The 17468-nt window shown below is 58.5% G+C and carries 16 protein-coding genes; 14 read left to right on the top strand and 2 right to left on the bottom strand.

The features are described from left to right. Positions 1 to 3: 3 nt before the first annotated feature. Genes AC0KVQ_RS06765 through AC0KVQ_RS06795 form a run of 7 tightly spaced genes read left to right on the top strand, consistent with a single transcriptional unit; the run spans position 4 to position 7268 of the window. Positions 4 to 894, top strand: a complete 891-nt coding sequence (locus AC0KVQ_RS06765; protein WP_473420383.1) for an ABC transporter permease — start codon at positions 4 to 6, stop codon at positions 892 to 894. An 11-nt stretch (positions 895 to 905) separates the two neighbouring features. Continuing rightward, on the top strand, positions 906 to 1940 hold the full coding sequence (locus AC0KVQ_RS06770; protein ID WP_473420384.1) for an ABC transporter ATP-binding protein: 1035 nt from the start codon (positions 906 to 908) through the stop codon (positions 1938 to 1940). Next, positions 1937 to 2947, top strand: coding sequence for an ABC transporter ATP-binding protein (locus AC0KVQ_RS06775; protein ID WP_473420385.1), 1011 nt, complete (start codon positions 1937 to 1939; stop codon positions 2945 to 2947). Before AC0KVQ_RS06770 ends, AC0KVQ_RS06775 begins: the two co-directional genes overlap by 4 nt. Before the next feature lie 23 nt (positions 2948 to 2970). Next, a complete protein-coding gene (locus AC0KVQ_RS06780) occupies positions 2971 to 4209 on the top strand; it encodes a diaminopropionate ammonia-lyase (protein ID WP_473420386.1) in 1239 nt (412 codons plus the stop codon). Beyond that, positions 4206 to 5459, top strand: coding sequence for a Zn-dependent hydrolase (locus AC0KVQ_RS06785; RefSeq protein WP_473420387.1), 1254 nt, complete (start codon positions 4206 to 4208; stop codon positions 5457 to 5459). Before AC0KVQ_RS06780 ends, AC0KVQ_RS06785 begins: the two co-directional genes overlap by 4 nt. Continuing rightward, positions 5456 to 6391 carry an N-carbamoyl-D-amino-acid hydrolase gene (locus AC0KVQ_RS06790; protein WP_473420388.1) on the top strand — a complete coding sequence of 312 codons (936 nt, stop codon included), beginning with the start codon at positions 5456 to 5458 and terminating at the stop codon, positions 6389 to 6391. The genes AC0KVQ_RS06785 and AC0KVQ_RS06790 overlap by 4 nt, the downstream gene beginning before the upstream one ends. Positions 6392 to 6401: 10 nt before the next feature. Then, the gene (locus AC0KVQ_RS06795) at positions 6402 to 7268 is read left to right on the top strand and encodes a MurR/RpiR family transcriptional regulator (protein WP_473420389.1); all 867 of its coding nucleotides are present in this window, start codon (positions 6402 to 6404) and stop codon (positions 7266 to 7268) included. 200 nt (positions 7269 to 7468) lie between these two features. Here AC0KVQ_RS06795 and yccS read toward each other — a convergent pair whose 3' ends face one another. After that, positions 7469 to 9622, bottom strand: a complete 2154-nt coding sequence (gene yccS, locus AC0KVQ_RS06800) for a YccS family putative transporter (protein WP_473420390.1) — start codon at positions 9620 to 9622, stop codon at positions 7469 to 7471. Positions 9623 to 9997: 375 nt separating this feature from the next. Between yccS and AC0KVQ_RS06805 the strand changes: the two genes are divergently transcribed. The 7 genes from AC0KVQ_RS06805 (at position 9998) to AC0KVQ_RS06835 (ending at position 17079) form a co-directional block, all read left to right on the top strand. Next, complete coding sequence (locus AC0KVQ_RS06805) at positions 9998 to 10996, top strand: ABC transporter substrate-binding protein (RefSeq protein WP_473420391.1); 999 nt, start codon at positions 9998 to 10000, stop codon at positions 10994 to 10996. A gap of 86 nt (positions 10997 to 11082) precedes the next feature. After that, entirely contained in the window at positions 11083 to 12048 is a 966-nt protein-coding gene (locus AC0KVQ_RS06810) for an ABC transporter permease (protein WP_473420392.1), read from the top strand. Positions 12049 to 12058: 10 nt separating this feature from the next. Beyond that, a complete protein-coding gene (locus tag AC0KVQ_RS06815) occupies positions 12059 to 12982 on the top strand; it encodes an ABC transporter ATP-binding protein (RefSeq protein WP_473420393.1) in 924 nt (307 codons plus the stop codon). A gap of 13 nt (positions 12983 to 12995) precedes the next feature. Continuing rightward, positions 12996 to 13754: a creatininase family protein gene (locus AC0KVQ_RS06820; protein ID WP_473420394.1), complete on the top strand. Its 759-nt coding sequence runs from the start codon at positions 12996 to 12998 to the stop codon at positions 13752 to 13754. Between the two features lie 41 nt (positions 13755 to 13795). Next, the gene (glnT, locus tag AC0KVQ_RS06825; protein ID WP_473420395.1) at positions 13796 to 15157 is read left to right on the top strand and encodes a type III glutamate--ammonia ligase; all 1362 of its coding nucleotides are present in this window, start codon (positions 13796 to 13798) and stop codon (positions 15155 to 15157) included. 238 nt (positions 15158 to 15395) lie between these two features. Continuing rightward, positions 15396 to 15923, top strand: coding sequence for a nickel-responsive transcriptional regulator NikR (gene nikR, locus AC0KVQ_RS06830; RefSeq protein WP_473420396.1), 528 nt, complete (start codon positions 15396 to 15398; stop codon positions 15921 to 15923). A 154-nt stretch (positions 15924 to 16077) separates the two neighbouring features. Next, on the top strand, positions 16078 to 17079 hold the full coding sequence (locus tag AC0KVQ_RS06835; RefSeq protein ID WP_473420397.1) for a DMT family transporter: 1002 nt from the start codon (positions 16078 to 16080) through the stop codon (positions 17077 to 17079). Here the strand turns inward: AC0KVQ_RS06835 and AC0KVQ_RS06840 are convergent. Next, positions 17051 to 17461 (bottom strand): gamma-glutamylcyclotransferase family protein, encoded by a 411-nt coding sequence (locus AC0KVQ_RS06840; protein WP_473420398.1) that lies wholly within the window; start codon positions 17459 to 17461, stop codon positions 17051 to 17053. The genes AC0KVQ_RS06835 and AC0KVQ_RS06840 overlap by 29 nt on opposite strands. Positions 17462 to 17468: the final 7 nt, after the last annotated feature.

The following is a 17468-nucleotide window of genomic DNA, read 5'->3' on the forward strand; positions in this document are numbered from 1 at the left end:
CGCATGATGGAAAACACCCTGATCGCCACGCTGGAAAACCGCCTCGAGCGGCATCGGCAGCGGCCACAGTCGTTGAATTTTGCGCTGCGCCACCCAGTACTCGTTGCCGGTGCACTGTTGTTGCTGGCCATGCTGGCCGTGGCCCTGCTGGCGCCCTGGATCGCCAGTCACGATCCGACCGAGATGAACGTGGTGATGCGCCTCAAGCCGCCCTCCACCGAGTACCTGTTTGGCACCGATGCCCTGGGCCGCGATATTTTCTCACGCACGTTATATGGCGCCCGCGTCTCGCTGCTGGTGGGGCTTTCCGTGGCATTACTGGCAAGCATAGTCGGCATCCTGATCGGTACGGTTGCCGGTTATTTACGGATTGCGGACGCACTGATCATGCGCGTCATGGACGGCATGATGGCCATTCCCGGCATCCTGCTCGCTGTGGCACTGATGACTCTAATCAAGGCCAGCGTTACCACCGTAGTCATCGCCATTGCCTTGCCGGAAATCCCGCGCGTGGTCCGCTTGGTGCGCTCGCTGGTACTGACGATTCGCGAACAGCCCTATATCCAGGCCGCACAAGCCGTAGGGACCCGACTGCCACTGATCCTGGTGCGGCATGTGATTCCCAACCTGCTCACCCCGTTGATTGTGCAAGCCAGCTTCATCTGGGCCTCGGCCATGATCTTCGAAGCCTACCTGAGCTTCCTCGGTGCCGGCACGCCGCCGGAAGTGCCGAGCTGGGGAAACATGATGGCCGAAGGCCGCTCGGTAGTGCAGCTTGCCTACGGCACGATTCTCTACCCGGGCCTGTTCCTCGGTTTGACGGTGCTGGCGGTCAATCTGGTCGGCGACGGACTGCGTGATCTGCTCGATCCGCGCATCGCCAAGAAGCTTTGAGAGAAACGCCCATGACCCATTCGATGACTTCCCCTAGCGCCCCCATCCTAGAAGTGGATGATTTGCACATCGCTTTTGTCAGTCCGGACGGTATCGTGCGCGCTGTCGACGGCGTGTCCTGGCAACTGCAGCCGGGCGAGATGCTGGGCATTGTCGGCGAATCTGGCTGTGGCAAGAGTGTAACGGCGATGTCGGTACTGCGCCTGTTACCTGGCCCGCCCACGATGTATGCCAGTGGCTCGATACGTTTTCGCGGCGAGGAGTTGCTCACTGCCAGCGAAGCCCGCATGCGCGAACTGCGTGGCAATGCAATTTCGATGATCTTCCAGGATCCGATGACCTCGCTGAATCCGGTGCTCACCATCGGGGAACAGATCGCCGAGGTGCTGATGCTGCACCAGAAGCTGGCCAAGCGCACAGCCTGGACCCGCGCAACGGAAATGCTCGATCTGGTCGGCATTCCCGACCCACAGCGACGTGTGCGCGAATATCCACACCAGTTCTCCGGCGGCATGCGCCAGCGCGCGATGATTGCTTTGGCATTGGCATGCAATCCGGCCGTATTGATCGCAGACGAACCCACCACCGCGCTCGACGTCACCATCCAAGCCCAGATCATGGACTTGCTCGACCGTCTGCGCCGCGAGATGGGCACTGCCATCGTTCTGATTACGCACGATCTGGGCGTGGTCGCCGAAAGCTGCGACCGTGTCGTGGTTATGTATGCCGGTAACAAGGTCGAGGAGGCCTCGACAGACGAACTCTTTGCCCGGCCTTGTCATCCCTATACCCGCGGTCTGCTCGGCGCGATGCCCGATCTGGACGCTCCCCTGGTGGCCGGCCACCGGCGGCTGGCGGAAATCCCTGGCATGGTGCCCTCGCTCAAGCAGGCCGCCACAGCCTGCCGTTTTGCACCGCGTTGCAGCGTGGCACAGGAACACTGTCATCACGCCATTCCCGCATTAGCCGCCGTGGATACGACGTTGCCGTCGCACCGTGCAGCCTGTTTCCGGGCTGGCGAAGCTTTTCATGGAGTTCTGGCATGAGCACACCCTCACTGGCTTCTGCAGCCAACACGCAATCCGCTTTCGCAACTGGGATTCGTCCGCCATTGCTCGAAGTAAGAAATCTGATCAAGCATTATCCAACTCGCAAAGGCTGGCGTGCTGGCCCGCCCATCAAGGCCGTGGACGGTATTTCCTTTGTGCTGAATGAAGGCGAAACCCTGGGCCTGGTAGGCGAATCCGGCTGCGGCAAATCCACCGCTGCCAAGGCGCTGCTACGCCTGATCGAACCCACTGCGGGCGAAATTCTGCTTGAAGGCAGGGATGTCGCCCAATTGCCCAGGCATCGTTTCCACGCCTGCCGTCGCGAGATGCAGATGGTGTTTCAGGATCCCTACGCTTCGCTCAATCCACGCATGCGCGCCGGCGACATCGTGGCCGAGCCGCTGCGCAATTTCGGTTGGGACAATATTGACGGTCCCGCTCGCGTAGCCGATCTATTCAAGCGTGTCGGTCTTGCTCCTGATGCCATGCGCAAATACCCGCACGAATTCTCCGGCGGCCAGCGCCAGCGTCTGGGCATCGCCCGCGCACTGGCATTGCGCCCCAAGCTGATCGTATGCGATGAGCCGGTTTCAGCGCTGGATGTGTCGATCCAGGCCCAGGTGATCAACCTGCTCGAAGAGCTGCAGGAAGATATGCAGCTTTCCTACCTGTTCGTCGCCCACGATCTGGCCGTCGTGCGCCACATCAGCCACCGCGTGGCGGTGATGTATCTCGGACGCATCGTCGAGATCGGCCCGGTTGCCGAAATTTATGGTAATCCACGCCACCCTTACACCCGCGCATTGCTTTCTGCCGTCCCCAAAGTCGGCTCACACAGCAAAGCCGAACGCATCCTGCTCAAAGGTGACCTACCCAGTCCAGCCAATCCACCCTCCGGTTGCACCTTCCGCACACGTTGCCCGATGGCACGCCCGGAATGTGCCGACAAATCCCCCCATTTGGCCGGAAATGACACTCACCTTGTCGCCTGCCATTTCGCTTGAATGCACCAGATCCTGGAACATATATGAATACGTTACTCAATACCCTTACTAACCTTCCACTCGAACATTGTGCCAACCCCAAGGTACAACAAGGTACTTATCCTGAACATCTGAAACCTATTCTGAGCCTGTCCGCACATGCAGAGGCCATGCAGGAAATCAGCGAATGGCCGGGATATGCACCCACTCCATTGGTTGACTTGCCGGGACTGGCAACCGCAGCAGGTGTTGCCGCGATTCACTACAAGCATGAAGCCGGTCGGTTTGGGCTTGGTAGTTTCAAGGCACTTGGCGGAGCCTACGCGGTACTGCGCTTATTGAAGAAAGAGATTGTTCGCCAGACAGGCCAACAGGCGACCAGCCGCGATCTGTTGGCCGGTAAGTTTCAGGAGGTTGTATCCAGAATCACGGTTACTTGTGCCACCGATGGCAACCACGGCCGCTCGGTTGCCTGGGGCGCGCAGGTGTTTGGCTGCCAATGCGTGATCTTCATTCATGCCACCGTATCCGAAGGTCGGCGCACGGCGATTGCCCGCTACGGCGCACAGGTGATCCGCGAAGCCGGTAATTACGATGACGCGGTCCGCGCTGCCGATGTGGCAGCCAAGGAAAATGGCTGGTTTGTCGTTTCCGATACCTCCTACCCCGGTTACACCGATGTGCCGCGAGATGTCATGCAAGGTTATTCGGTAATGGTGGAAGAAGCCTTGCGCCAGTGGCCGGAAGCCGAGCCGCCCACGCATGTCTTTATCCAGGGTGGTGTCGGTGGATTGGCCGCTGCAGTCTGTGCCCAATTATGGGAACGGTTGGGCGACAAGCGGGGTCGCTTCATCGTGGTCGAGCCTGACAAGGCGGCCTGCCTATTTGCCTCGGCACGCGCAGGCAAGCCGACCGCCGTGCACGGTGATCTCGACACCCTGATGGCTGGCCTGGCCTGCGGTGAGGTCTCGCTCATCGCCTGGGAAATTCTTGAAGCTGGCACCAGCGATTTCCTGACATTGCCTGATGAAGCAGCCGTGACCTGCATGCGGCTGCTGGCTGAAACGCCTTTTGACGATATGCCGATTGCAGCCGGCGAATCGGCGGTAGCTGGGTTGGCCGGACTATTGATGGCCACAAGCCAGCCGGATGTCGCTGCCACATTAGGCCTGGGCCTGGATAGCAGAGTACTGCTGTTTGGCAGTGAGGGCGCCACCGACCCCGCCCTGTATGAACAACTGGTTGGCCGTAGTGCCAACAGCGTGGAGCGTGGTGCAGAATGAAGAACCTGCACATCAACGGGGAGCGTCTACAGACGCGCATCGCCCAGCTGGCGGCCATCGGCGCCATTGATGGTGGCGGTTGCGCACGCCTGGCCCTGTCCGATGAAGACAAAGCCGGCCGTGATCTGGTTTGCGGCTGGATGCGTGAACTTGGCCTGCGCGTTACCGTGGATGCTATCGGCAATGTGGTTGGCACTCGCCCAGGTCGCCAGTCTGGACCAGCAGTAATGACCGGCTCGCATATCGACACCGTACGCACGGGCGGTCGCTATGACGGCAATCTGGGCGTGCTGGCCGGACTGGAGGTGATCGCAACTCTGAACGAAGCCGGCATCGAGACCGAATTTCCGCTGGCAGCGGCTTTCTTCACCAATGAGGAAGGCGCGCGTTTTGCGCCGGACATGATGGGCAGCCTGGTTTTCACCGGCGTACTGCCACTGGATACCGCACTGCAGACACACGGCATCGATGACAGTACTGTTGCCGAGAATCTGATACGTATTGGCTATGACGGCCCTGAGCCGGTACCTGCAACGATGCCTCGCGCCTTTGTCGAACTGCATGTCGAACAAGGCCCGGTACTCGATCGCGAAGGGATCGACATCGGCGTGGTCGAATCGGTGCAGGGCATCTCGTGGACAGAGATCGAAATCCTTGGCACCTCCAACCATGCTGGCACCACGCCGATGGCGATGCGCTGCGATGCCGGCTGGGCAGCGGGTTCGATCATCCATTTTGTGCGTGAACTGGCGCATGAAATCGGCGGTGATCAGGTAGCCACTGTCGGGCGCATTGAATTCTTCCCCAATCTGGTCAACGTGGTGCCCAACCGGGCTGTGCTCACCGTGGACCTGCGCAACACTGATGAAACCCGCCTGCGCCTAGCCGAAAACCGGCTGATGACGCATCTCGACATCTTGCGCAATGCCGAACAGGTGGAGATCACCACACGCCAATTGGCCCGTTTCGCGCCAGTTCCTTTTGCAGCAGACATGACGGAGCGCATCGAACGACACGCGACTGCAATGGGGCTATCCACCCGACGCATGCCCAGTGGTGCCGGTCACGATGCGCAGATGCTGGCCGCAGTCTGCCCGACCGCGATGATTTTCGTGCCAAGCGTGGACGGCATCAGCCACAACGTACGCGAGTACACCCATCCCCAACATATCGAAGCCGGAGCCAACGTGTTGCTCGCCGTATTGTGCGAACTGGCAGGCACCGTACATCCCACAGGAGATCCGCTATGACCCGAAAAACCATTGTTGGTGCTGCACAACTCGGCCCCATCGCCCGTGATGAATCGCGTCGCCAAGTCGTGGCACGCATGATCGACTTGATGCGCGAAGCCAAGGCGCGTGGTTGCGATACCGTTGCCTTCCCCGAACTTGCGCTAACCACCTTTTTCCCACGCTGGTATTTCGAAGAGCAGGCCGAGATCGACAGCTGGTTCGAGCGCGAAATGCCCGGCCCGGAAACACAAGCGCTATTCGATGAAGCGAAAAAGCTTGGCATCGGTTTCTACCTGGGTTACGCCGAACTCGCCCAGGAGGCGGATGGCCCACACCATTACAACACCGCCATCCTGGTCGACAAGACCGGCACTATCGTCGGCAAGTACCGCAAAGTCCACCTGCCAGGCCATCGCGAAAACGAACCCTGGCGCCCCTTCCAGCACTTGGAAAAACGCTATTTCGAGCGCGGCAATCTGGGGTTTCCTGCGTTTCGTGCCATGAGCGGGATCATGGGGATGGCGCTGTGCAACGATCGTCGCTGGCCGGAAACCTACCGCGTACTCGGTTTGCAAGGTGTGGAAATGGCCTTCATCGGTTACAACACGCCGATCCATTACCCGCCTGTGCCAGAACACGATCACCTGCAAGGATTCCACAACCATCTGGTTCTGCAGGCGGGGGCCTACCAGAACGGCATGTGGATCGTCGGCATCGCCAAGGCTGGCAAGGAGGAAGGCTGCGACCTGCTGGGACAGAGTTGCATTATCGCGCCAACCGGTGAAATCGTCGCCATGTGCTCCACAGTGGAAGACGAACTGATCACCGCCACCTGCGATCTCGACCGTTGTCGCGAACTCAAGGACAATGTTTTCAACTTCGGCCTGCACCGCGAACCGGAAACCTACCGGTTGATCGTGGAAACAAAAGGCATGATCGAGCCAGCCTGAGCGATCCAGCATGACAGGGAGCACAACCATCAAGCGCAATTTCAAGCCCATCGACGAACGCATCGAAGCACTCACAGAGGCGCTGCCCGATTCCGAGCGCAAACTGGCCGAGTTGCTGACCGCCCAGCCCGCCTTGCTTGCCACCTATTCCGCGACTGAACTGGCGGCGATGGCGGGCAGCTCCAAGGCGGCGGTCACCCGCTTCATCCAGCGCGTAGGGTATCCAACCTTCGCCGATGCGCGGCGGGAAGCGCGCGAGGCACAGCGCTGGGGTGCGCCGACTTTCCAGCTGGCACCCAGCTTGTCGCCGGCCTCGGAAGAAGCATTCGGCGAACACCTGCGCCGCGATATGGAAAACATGGCGCAAACTTTTGAAAAGCTCTCCTCGGGCGTTGTTGAGCCTGCCATTACAAGCCTGGCTCGTGCTCGGCGTGTGGCCGTTATCGGCTATCGCAACAGTCATGCCCTTGCGCAGTATTTGGCGCGGCAGCTCGTGCTACTCAAGGATTGCGTACATCTGCTGCCGCAGGCCGGGCAGACCGTGGGGGAAGATCTGGCTGGATTTACGCCGGACGACATGATCGTCATCCTGGCATTCCGGCGTCGCGTACCTATCCTGACCCAGATCGCCCGTCATGCGCATCGCGTGGGTATACCGGTACTGGTTCTGACAGATGCCGCCACGCCGGCACGCGAGCTCGACGCAACCTGGCGTATCGTCTGCGAGACAAAAGGATCGGCGCAATTCGATTCGTATGCCGCGCCGATGAGCGTGCTCAACCTTTTGGTATCCGTACTCACCCTGCGCCCAGAAGTAAATGCAACCAGCAGACTCCGGACTGCCGAGAAATTGCATGAATTGCTTGAAGAACTCTAGCAGGGTGGTGAAAAACGTTCTCGAGTGGGATAAAACTCGAAGGCCACCGATAATTGCTCAACAAATAGGCAAAAACAGCCTGTTTTGAGCCTGATTTATCCTTTTTCGACCCGGGACTCCGCACATTTTCGATTTTCTATGGGGTGTCTCGGACTTTTTCACCAGCCTGCCATGGTTTTCATGGCTACCTCACTGCCTCTTTAATTCGGGATTTCACTCACCAGATCAGCCAACTCCGGCAAATATGATTCAATCACGGCCAACTGGCGCATGACACGGCGTTCTGCGTCCGTAACCATTTCTGATGCAAGCTGCACATCCGGGGATTCTGAAGGTTCGGGCATTTCGTTTAGTGTATGGGTATGTGCAGCCAGTGCGGCAGCAATTTCTGTCAACCTGCGGTGAATGCGTTCTTCCTGCTGGAAAATGGCTGCCTCGTTCTGCCATGCCGGCACACGTTCGCGGTGTGCGCCCAACGCCGACACATAACTCAACAGGGTGTGGCTACTGCACAGGAATCGATAGGCAGTATCCGGCGTAAGCTTATAGCGCCCCGGCTCGCCCAGCATGCTGGTCAGGCTGCTGGAAAGCTCCGCATCGGCATTGTGCGCCTCGCGCCGGGCAATCCGGTAACGGATATCGTCGATCTTCCCGCTGTGATACTGGCGCAGAATTTCACGCAAATATGCACCGGTGGAATTAAGCGCATGCGCCATGACCTCATGCAGGCGGCGGCTTTGCCAATCCGGCAGAATCAACACCACCACCCCGACCGAAAGCAAACAACCCAACAAGGTATCCAGCAACCTTGGCCATACCAGCGCATAGCTGCTACCGAACTGATTGAAACACAACAAGACCAGCGTGGTGATGCAGGCCGTTGCAAAAGCATAGCGCTCAGCACGTGTAGCAAAGAATGCGACGCCGGCTACCAGGAGCAGCGAGAGCTGCGCCAGCGGATGCGGGAAAGCAGAAATGAACAAAGCCGTGAAAAGCAGACCTGCCACTGTTCCGCTGATACGCTGCCCCAAACGCTCCCAAGTGCTACTGAAATTGGGCTGGCAAACGAATACCGTCGTCAGCATCACCCAATATCCTTGAGGCAAATTCAGCAGATGAATCAATCCATAACCCAGCAATAAAGCAACCGACAAGCGCAAGCCATGCCGGAAACGGCGCGATGCCGGCGTGAACTGCTGCCGCAGCCGCGACCACATATCGGCAACTCCCTGAGGATCAGCGTCGCGCAATGTACTGTCTTCCAACTCGGCCAACTCTTCCGGCTGGGCCGCTTGTGCAAGTCGTGCCTCGATCGCGCTCAAGTTACGACATAAATCGGCCAACGAATCAATCATGGCTCTTTTCTGCTTGCCATCTGCCTGTACCGCCGCCAAAGAAGCGCCAAGCTCCTCATAAGCCAAGGTGCCCTCCTGGGCATAAAAGAAAGCCTCACCCTGCGCTATAGCCTCACCGAGCTGCCTGCAGGCTTTTGATTGAAAATTCATCACGCGTTGCGCACGAAACAACACATCACTGCGCGCAAAAGCCTCTGCCAGTTCCGCATAAGGATGGTGTGAAGAACTGGTCCGCTCGTGCACATCCTGCGCCAAGAAATACCACAACAAAAAACGACGACTGCCTCGTGCCGGACGGCCAGACTGCGTCCACTGCACCAGGATTTGACGTGCCTGATTCATCAGCCCAACCACGCGTCCATTTTGCGTAGCCAGATCGATACGCAAAGCATTGACATCGCGCCCGCGTACAGGCTCAAGCAAGCGCGCCTTGATTTCCAAGTAAATGGATAGTGCCTCGAACACTTGGGCAACAGCCTGGCGAACAGGCTGATCCCGGAACAGCACAACAGCCAACAGCGAAATACAGCCGTACCACGCAGCACCAGAGAGCAAAAGCAGCGGCTCCTGCCAGAAAGATTCGCCTCCACCCGCATGCTGCGCGATACCCAGCATGGTATAGATGGCCAGAATAACCGATGCTGTAGCGATCGTAGCGTAACGCTCGCCCATGGCACCCAGCATTACAAACAAAAAGGTCGCCCCGGCAAACCCGAAAGCAAACAACCATGGAAACGGGAACAGCAATTGCACAGAAAACGCGACTACTGCAAAACAGAGCAGCATCACAAAAAGTGATTTTACGCGCCCAACAAATCTATCCTGCGTTTCTGCCAGAGCGGCGGCGATCACGCCAAGGATCAAGCCAACCAGCCAGTTCTTGTACCCAAGACCGAAGCTGAACACCAAAACCCCGCCCAAGCCGAGCGCCACCTTCAGGCTATCGAGGGTTTTTTTATGCGACCACAAACGACGCATGAGTACAGAATTGATCTGCATGCACAAAGCTCCACACAAAATCGGCAACCCGAATATCCGGTTGCCTAGTCGAGCGAGATTGTAGTCGCATAGGCATGGAAATAAGGTTGATCGAAGCGTAGAAACCGGGGTTTAAGTACATCAATTGGCCCGATCGATAAACAACACAGCAGTTATTTCCATTCCGCCTTCCTGATCGACCTTGGTGCAACCAGCACCAAGACAATGCCTCCCGGCTGCTCATTGTGCTTTCCTCCTCAAATAAAATCCAAACAAAACTCATAAAAATCATAAAGATAAAATCATCAAAACCGTTTTGGCACGCATCCTGCTTCCATACCCGATGTCAGTATTACTTTTGTATGTTTTCGTAATACCAACCTACGGGGGTTTACCATGAATACAGGCTCTACTTCACGCTTCATGCAACGCTGGCTTACTCGTCTGGCGCTACCCATCATCGCAGCTGGCTGTTCAATTTCCGCCATGGCTGCTCCGCTGAAAATCGGTTACAGCGATTGGCCGGGCTGGGTGGCCTGGCAGGTGGCCATTGAAAAGGGCTGGTTCAAGGAAGCCGGCGTCGATGTGAAGTTCGAGTGGTTTGATTATTCCGCCTCGCTGGATGCCTTTGCTGCCGGCAAGATCGATGCTGTCACCATGACCAATGGCGATGCGCTGGTCACAGGCTCCGGCGGCGGCAAGAGCGTGATGCTGATGCTGACCGACTACTCCAACGGCAATGACATGCTGGTGGGCAAGGCCAATATCAAATCCATCAAGGATTTGAAGGGCAAGAAAGTGGCAGTGGAACAAGGCCTGGTGGAGCATCTGCTGTTACTCAATGGCCTGAAAAAGGCCGGTCTGAAGGAATCAGACGTCACCATCGTCAATGCCAAAACCAATGAAATGCCGCAAATCCTGACTGCACCGGATATTGCCGCCGTGGGTGCCTGGCAGCCGGTTGCCGGTGAAGCCATGAAGGCGGTTCCCGGATCTCACCCTGTTTACACCTCCGCTGACGAACCCGGTCTGATCTATGACGTGCTGGCCGCCAACCCGACCAGCGCCAAGAACCGCAAGGCCGAGTGGGTCAAGGTCGTCAAGGTCTGGGACAAGGTGGTGAGCTATATCAATGATCCGAAAACCCAGCCCGATGCGGTGAAGATCATGGCTGCCCGTTCTGGCATCAGCCCGGAGGAATACCTGCCGCTGCTCAAGGGCACCAAGCTCTTGTCTCTGGCTGAAGGCCGCAAGGTTTATGTGAAGGGCGAAGGCTTCAAGACCCTGTACGGCTCGACCAAGATCGTGGATGCCTTCAACGTGGTGAACAAGGTCTACGCCAAGCCAGAAAACCTCGACAGCTACCTGGACTCTTCTTTCATCAACGCCAAGTAATCCTGCCAGGCTGCCCACCGCTTGCCGTAGCAAGCGGTGGCGAACCACACGACTAGATCCATTTTTTGAACACAGGATACCCTGCGATGAACGCCATCACCCGCTGGCTGGATACCCTTGCGCAACAGCGCCACGCACGCACCCTGCTGACCATCGGCTCATTTGTTCTGCCAATACTGGTCTGGTGTGTGGTCAGTTATGCGCCTTTTGTCTGGCACCCCAAGGTGCTGGTGGAAGAAGTGGGTGGTGTCGATTATTTCCAGACCGGCATGCTGGTGGATCGGCCCGAGTTCGAGCAGCAACTGGCCGAGATGAAAAAACAGGGCCTGCCCCTGCCCAGCGGCAGCGCTGCCAACCCGATTTACCTGCCCGCTCCGCACGAAGTGGCGCAAGCGTTGTACACCGGTTTTACCAAAGCCCCGGAAGGCCGGGGCATGCCATGGCTGCATGAAAGCCTGTGGCACAGTATCCAGATCATTTTCTGGGGTTTCTTTATCTCATCCTGCATTGGTGTACCGCTGGGCATTCTGTGCGGCACCTACGCGAGCCTCGGCAGGCTGAACGAACCCTTTATCGAATTTTTCCGCTATCTGCCGGCCCCGGCGTTTGGTGCGCTGGCAGTCGCCGTACTCGGCATCTATGACGGGCCGAAGATCGCGATCATTTTCATCGGCACGTTTTTCCAGCAGGTATTGATCATTGCCAATACCACGCGCAAGCTGGAAAACACCCTGATTGAAGCCGCCAAAACCCTGGGCACACGCGGGCTGCACCTGATCACCCATGTGGTCATCCCGGGGATTTTGCCGGACCTCTATCGCGACCAGCGCATCCTGCTGGGCTGGGCCTGGACTTACCTGATCGTGGCCGAACTGATCGGTACCAGCTCCGGCATTACCTGGTACATCACCCAGCAGGCCCGCTACCAGCATTTCGAAAATGTCTACGCCGCCATCATCCTCATCGGCATCATCGGCTTTGGCTCCGATCTGCTGCTGGGGCGCCTGGGACGCAAGCTTTTCCCCTGGGATCAAATCCAGGATCGCAAATAAGGATGCCGCCATGACGACCCCTGCTCCCTTGCCCAGCTATCTCGATCAATCGGAAGAGGTGCGTGAGCGTTTTTCCCGCATTTACCAGCGCGAAGTGATTCTGGAAGTCAAAAACCTGGGCAAGCGCTATCGCTCGCTGCGCGGCGAAACCGAAGCCCTGCGCGATATCAACTTCAAGGTACATCGACGCGAATTCGTGTGCGTGATCGGTCCGTCCGGTTGCGGCAAATCCACCCTGATCCGCATTCTGGCCGGGTTGGAAAAGCAATCCGGCGGCCAGGTTCTGCTCGACGACAAACCCGTCAGCGGCCCGGGACGCGATCGCGGCATGGTGTTTCAGGGCTATTCGCTGTTTCCGTGGTTGAGCGTGAAACGCAATGTGATGTTTGGTCCGCTCATGAGTGGCCACACCCGCAACGTGGCGGAAAGCAAGGCACGTCAGTGGCTGGATCTGGTGGGGCTGACCAAATTCGCCGATGCCTATCCGCACCAGCTATCGGGCGGCATGCGCCAGCGCGTGGCGATTGCCCGGGCACTGGTGAACGAGCCGCGCATTTTGCTGATGGATGAGCCATTTGGCGCACTCGATGCTCAGACTCGCGCCAAGATGCAGAGCCACCTGCTGGATGTCTGGAAAAACCTCGATATCACCGTGCTGTTCATCACCCACGACCTGGACGAAGCCATTTATCTGGCCGACCGCATACTGGTACTCAAGGCCCATCCGGGTGAAGTGCAGGAAGTCATCGAAGTGCCGGTACCGCGCCCGCGCTCTGCCCGGCAATTCGGTGATCCGGAATTCCGCGCCACCAAGGCTCGTCTGGAAGCGCTGATCCACCCGTCCGAGGCCGAAGAAACCAGCAGCCCGGAAGAAGCGGCAGTGGAAGACAGCCACATGATCCGGCTGACCAATGTGATCGACAACGTTGAGTAAAAAGGAATCCGCCATGCTCTGGTCCGATCTTGCCTGGTCCGAACTGCCCGATGCGCTGGCAGTAGTCAACCACGCCGCCATCCTGCCCGTGGGCGCTACCGAACAACACGGCCCGCATCTGGGCTGCGGGGTGGATAGCGTGATCGCCGATACCCTGTGCCGTACCGTGGCCAGCCGTACCGGTGTACCCATGCTGCCCACCCTGCCCTATGGCTGCTCGCTGGGGCATAGCCGCCGCTGGCCCGGCACCATTGCCGTGACGCCCGTTGCGCTGATCGAGTTCGTAAAACAGATCGGCGATTGGGCCTACCACAGCGGCGTGCGCCGGCTGTTTATCGTGAATGCCCATGTGACCAATGCCGCCCCCTTGCGCTGCGCGCTGGAAATGCTGCGCGCCGAACATGATGATCTGATGGTAGCCGTGATCAACACCGCCAGCCTGAGCCAGCGGGTACGCGAATTTCATGCTGCCGATGGCGAGGACTGGCATGCCAACGATGCGGAAACCTCGATGATGCTGGCCATCGCCCCAGAAGGGGTGCGCACCGACAAACTGCATGAAGCCGATGACCCGGACCGCACCTGCAGCTGTATTTTCTCCCACCCGGTGAATCGCACCAGCCTCAATGGCGTCACCGGCCGCCCCAGCCAGGCCAGCGCCGAAAAAGGCCAGCTTTGGTACAACTGGCTGGTGGACGATCTGAGCGATCTGATCCGCCAGGGCTGCCAAGAAAACCCGCCGCTTGAATTCTCCTATTTCAGTCAGGCCTGACCGAATACACACCACCAACAATCATATACAAAGGACCTAACATGACCAGCCCGGAAGATATTGCCCATATCCAGCAAACCCTGAGTGAAAAAGGGGTTAAATACTGCATTGGGGCTTATGTGGATATACATGGCGTTCCCAAAGCCAAAGTAGTGCCCATTTACCATCTGGGGCACATGGCCAAAGGCTCCGAGCGCTACACCGGCTACGCCGTGGATGGCCTGGGCCAGGCACCCAATGATGACGAACTCACATCGGTACCCGATCTGAGCCGGATCATCCAGTTGCCGTGGGAGCCCAAGATTGCCTGGATTCCGGCCGACAATCATTTCAAGGGCAAGCCCTACCCGCTCAATACCCGTGTTGCCCTGCAAAACCAGCTGGCAGAAGCCGCCAGGATGGGCTTTGGCATGAATCTGGGTATCGAGTGCGAAATCTTCCTGCTCAAACAGGCCGAAGACGGCACGCTGTCGGTGCCGGATCCTGAGGACAAGCTGACCAAGTCCTGCTACGACGTGCGTGGCTTTACCAACAGCTTTGGCTGGCTGGACAAGATGGCCACCGCAATCAATGACCTGGGCTGGGATCTCTACTCGTTTGACCACGAAGATGCCAACGGCCAGTTCGAGTTCGATTTTCAGTATGCCGATGCGCTCACCACCTGTGATCGCCTGACCTTCTTCCGCTTCATGGCCAAACACTATGCCCGCGAAGAAGGGCTGCTCGCCACCATGATGCCCAAGCCCTTTGCCGACAAAACCGGCAATGGCGCGCACTTCAACATGTCGCTCTACGATCTGGCCAGTGGCAAAAATCTGTTCTCGTGCGATCCGAAGGATGATCCCAATGGCATTGGCCTCACCCCGCTCGGCTACCAGTTTGTTGCCGGCATTCTCAAGCATGGCCGTGCGCTATGCGCGGTGTTCGCCCCGACCGTGAACAGCTACAAGCGCCTGGTGCGCCGTGGTGCCATGAGCTATTTTTCCTGGGCGCCGGTCTTCAACTCCTACGGCTCCAACAACCGCACCAACTCGGTCCGGATTCCGGCCGGCGGCGGACGCTGCGAATCGCGCAATGCCGATGGTGCGGTCAACCCCTACCTGGCCGCGACACTGGTACTGGCAGCAGGACTGGAAGGCATCCGCGAAGGACTCGATCCGGGCAAGCCCAACGAGGACAATCTGTACGCCATCAGCGAAGCCGAACGCCATGCGCGCGGCATCGAATTCCTGCCGCAAACCCTGCAGGAAGCCGTCGCCGCCTTTGCTGCCGATCCGCTGGTGGAACAGGTGCTGGGCAAGGAATTGCGCGATGAATTCATCCGCTACAAGAGCGAAGAGTGGGAGGCTTACCACCTGAGCGTGAGCAAGTGGGAAATCGATCGCTACAGCTACATGTTCTAAGAACTTGTTCACGATCTTTCTGCGAAGTCGTGATCGGGGCTCATGTGCTGCTCAAAATCCTCATGTACTCCCTGTACATTCCGGTTTTTTGCGCTGCTCTTCACCCCGCTGACGGCTTCTCGCCACAGAGCGTGAACAAGTTCTAACCATGCCGTAGGGCGGACTTCAGTCCGTCAGCACCTGCTGCAAAATTGCATGCCATGACGGGTTAAATCCCGTCCTATAGCTGAATCGCTTCATGGCATCACCAAAGCGCAGGGTAGCGGCCTACCCTGCAACCACAACACTTTTCCAGGAACCTGCCATGGCCGAGGACGACAAAAACAACCTTCCCGTCAGCCGCATCAGCGTTTCACTCCCCCCGGCCCTGCTGGAGGAGCTGGATCGCATGGTGGCCAATCGCGGCTATGGCAGCCGCTCGCAGGCTATCGGCGAGATGGTCAACTACCAGTTGGCCGAGCATAAACGCAAGATGGGCAACGATGTGATGGTGGGCACCATCACCCTGCTGTATGACCGCAGCACGCGCGGGCTGCAAAAGAACCTGGCCGACCTGCAGTTCAGGCATATCGACGAGGTGATCAGCTCGCTGCATGTGCACCTCAGCCATAACCAGATGATGGAAGTCATCCTGATCCAGGGCCACGCGCAACAGTTACAGCAGATTGCCAACGAGATGATCACCCAACGCGGCGTGATTACCGGCCAGCTGCAGCTGCTCGCCGCGATCATTCCGCCCATCAAGGTGGACAATGCCGGCAGCTAGGCGAACCGAACCGCTCGGCTATCTTCTGTCTATGGCATACGCACACCCATTCCGGCATGCGTGATCAAGGCGCACTAGGGATTTGAAGCCCTATGCCCGCATCGAAAAATCATATTGGATCGCACGCAGAGATTCATCTAGGCTGACACACCCTATGATGAACAAACTCAACCAAAATTCGACAACGCGCGGTATCCAGTTCAGGGTCGCATCAGCGCTCTGCTTGACGCTGATGCTGGCATGCGTGAAGGGTCTCGATGGTACGGTGCCAGCGGGGCAAATCGCGTTCTACCGGTCGTCGGTGATGCTGTTGCCCATGCTTGCCTGGATCATGTGGGAGCGCCGGGGCGCGGAAGTGTTCAGGCTCAGCCAGCTCAAGCGGCATCTCCCGCGAGGCATATCGGGTTCGATCGCCATGTTCCTCAGCTTCGCCACGCTCGCGTGCTTGCCGTTGGCCGACGCTGTACTGCTGGGCTACGCGGCACCGTTGATCGCCGTGGTGCTCGGCCGCGCGCTTCTCGATGAACGCGTGCCCGGCTACCGCTGGACGGCAGCGATCGCCGGCGCAGCCGGGGTTACGATCGCGCTGTTACCACACCTGGATGCGTGGAGCGGGCCGGTGCAGTTCTCGGCCATAGGATTACTCGGCATCGGGGCGGGGCTGGGTGCGGCCCTGTTCTCTGCACTGTCGACGATCCAGATCCGCAGCTTGGCCGTGACCGAGCCGCCCGAGGCCATTGTTTTCTACTACACGATGACTACCGGCGTGCTAGGCGCAGCCTCGATTTGCTTCGGCTGGGTGGTGCCCGATATGCACCAGCTAATGCTCCTGATGTTGGCCGGGGTGCTTGGCGGTGGCGCGAATATATTTATGGCACAGAGCCTTCGGCATGCGCATGTATCGGTAACGGCGCCGTTCGAATACACGACGCTGGCGTGGTCGGCACTCCTATCCTGGTTGATGTTCGACCAAGTGCCGGGCGGCCCACTGCTGGCCGGCGGCGCAATAGTCGCAGCGTCCGGTCTGTATGCCTATTGGAGCGAGTCTCGTGCGACTCGCGACAGGCCGATTATTGCAGCGCCCGCCGCTCGGCCGCCATCACGTACCCAGTTCAATGCTGGCCAGGCTATTTGTCGGCAAGAAACATCGCGGTAAAGCGGGCCTTGCCGGTGCGCAGGAACTCCGCGAAATCCCAGTCTTCGTTACCTAGCCGGTGGGCATGCTCTGGCCTGAACACGTACGCCCAGGCCGGGACCAAGCTGCCGTCAGCCAGAGACACCTGCACGGCGACCCGCATGTACTCCTCGCCTTCAAAGGCATCGAGCAGATCGCAGGCATCTTCCGATACACCCCGGTACAACACGCCTTCCACTCGCCCTTGCGCATCCGGGATCACGCCCGGATAGGTTTGCCCCAGTACCGGGCCGCGCCGATAACCGCCGAGCGTGACCTGCTCGTGCGTGTAGTGCGCCCCTGTCACCGCAGCCATGATGTCCTCGCACATCAGCGAGCCATAGGTAAAACAGTTGTGTGACATGCAAACT

The sequence above is a fragment of the Formivibrio sp. oc-25 genome (assembly GCF_055810895.1).

Coding starts and splice junctions, on each gene's coding strand:
- AC0KVQ_RS06765 (WP_473420383.1), top strand. CDS start 4: ATGATGGAAAACACCCTGATCGCCACGCTGGAAAACCGCCTCGAGCGG.
- AC0KVQ_RS06770 (WP_473420384.1), top strand. CDS start 906: ATGACCCATTCGATGACTTCCCCTAGCGCCCCCATCCTAGAAGTGGAT.
- AC0KVQ_RS06775 (WP_473420385.1), top strand. CDS start 1,937: ATGAGCACACCCTCACTGGCTTCTGCAGCCAACACGCAATCCGCTTTC.
- AC0KVQ_RS06780 (WP_473420386.1), top strand. CDS start 2,971: ATGAATACGTTACTCAATACCCTTACTAACCTTCCACTCGAACATTGT.
- AC0KVQ_RS06785 (WP_473420387.1), top strand. CDS start 4,206: ATGAAGAACCTGCACATCAACGGGGAGCGTCTACAGACGCGCATCGCC.
- AC0KVQ_RS06790 (WP_473420388.1), top strand. CDS start 5,456: ATGACCCGAAAAACCATTGTTGGTGCTGCACAACTCGGCCCCATCGCC.
- AC0KVQ_RS06795 (WP_473420389.1), top strand. CDS start 6,402: ATGACAGGGAGCACAACCATCAAGCGCAATTTCAAGCCCATCGACGAA.
- yccS (WP_473420390.1), bottom strand. CDS start 9,622: ATGCAGATCAATTCTGTACTCATGCGTCGTTTGTGGTCGCATAAAAAA.
- AC0KVQ_RS06805 (WP_473420391.1), top strand. CDS start 9,998: ATGAATACAGGCTCTACTTCACGCTTCATGCAACGCTGGCTTACTCGT.
- AC0KVQ_RS06810 (WP_473420392.1), top strand. CDS start 11,083: ATGAACGCCATCACCCGCTGGCTGGATACCCTTGCGCAACAGCGCCAC.
- AC0KVQ_RS06815 (WP_473420393.1), top strand. CDS start 12,059: ATGACGACCCCTGCTCCCTTGCCCAGCTATCTCGATCAATCGGAAGAG.
- AC0KVQ_RS06820 (WP_473420394.1), top strand. CDS start 12,996: ATGCTCTGGTCCGATCTTGCCTGGTCCGAACTGCCCGATGCGCTGGCA.
- glnT (WP_473420395.1), top strand. CDS start 13,796: ATGACCAGCCCGGAAGATATTGCCCATATCCAGCAAACCCTGAGTGAA.
- nikR (WP_473420396.1), top strand. CDS start 15,396: ATGGCATCACCAAAGCGCAGGGTAGCGGCCTACCCTGCAACCACAACA.
- AC0KVQ_RS06835 (WP_473420397.1), top strand. CDS start 16,078: ATGATGAACAAACTCAACCAAAATTCGACAACGCGCGGTATCCAGTTC.
- AC0KVQ_RS06840 (WP_473420398.1), bottom strand. CDS start 17,461: ATGTCACACAACTGTTTTACCTATGGCTCGCTGATGTGCGAGGACATC.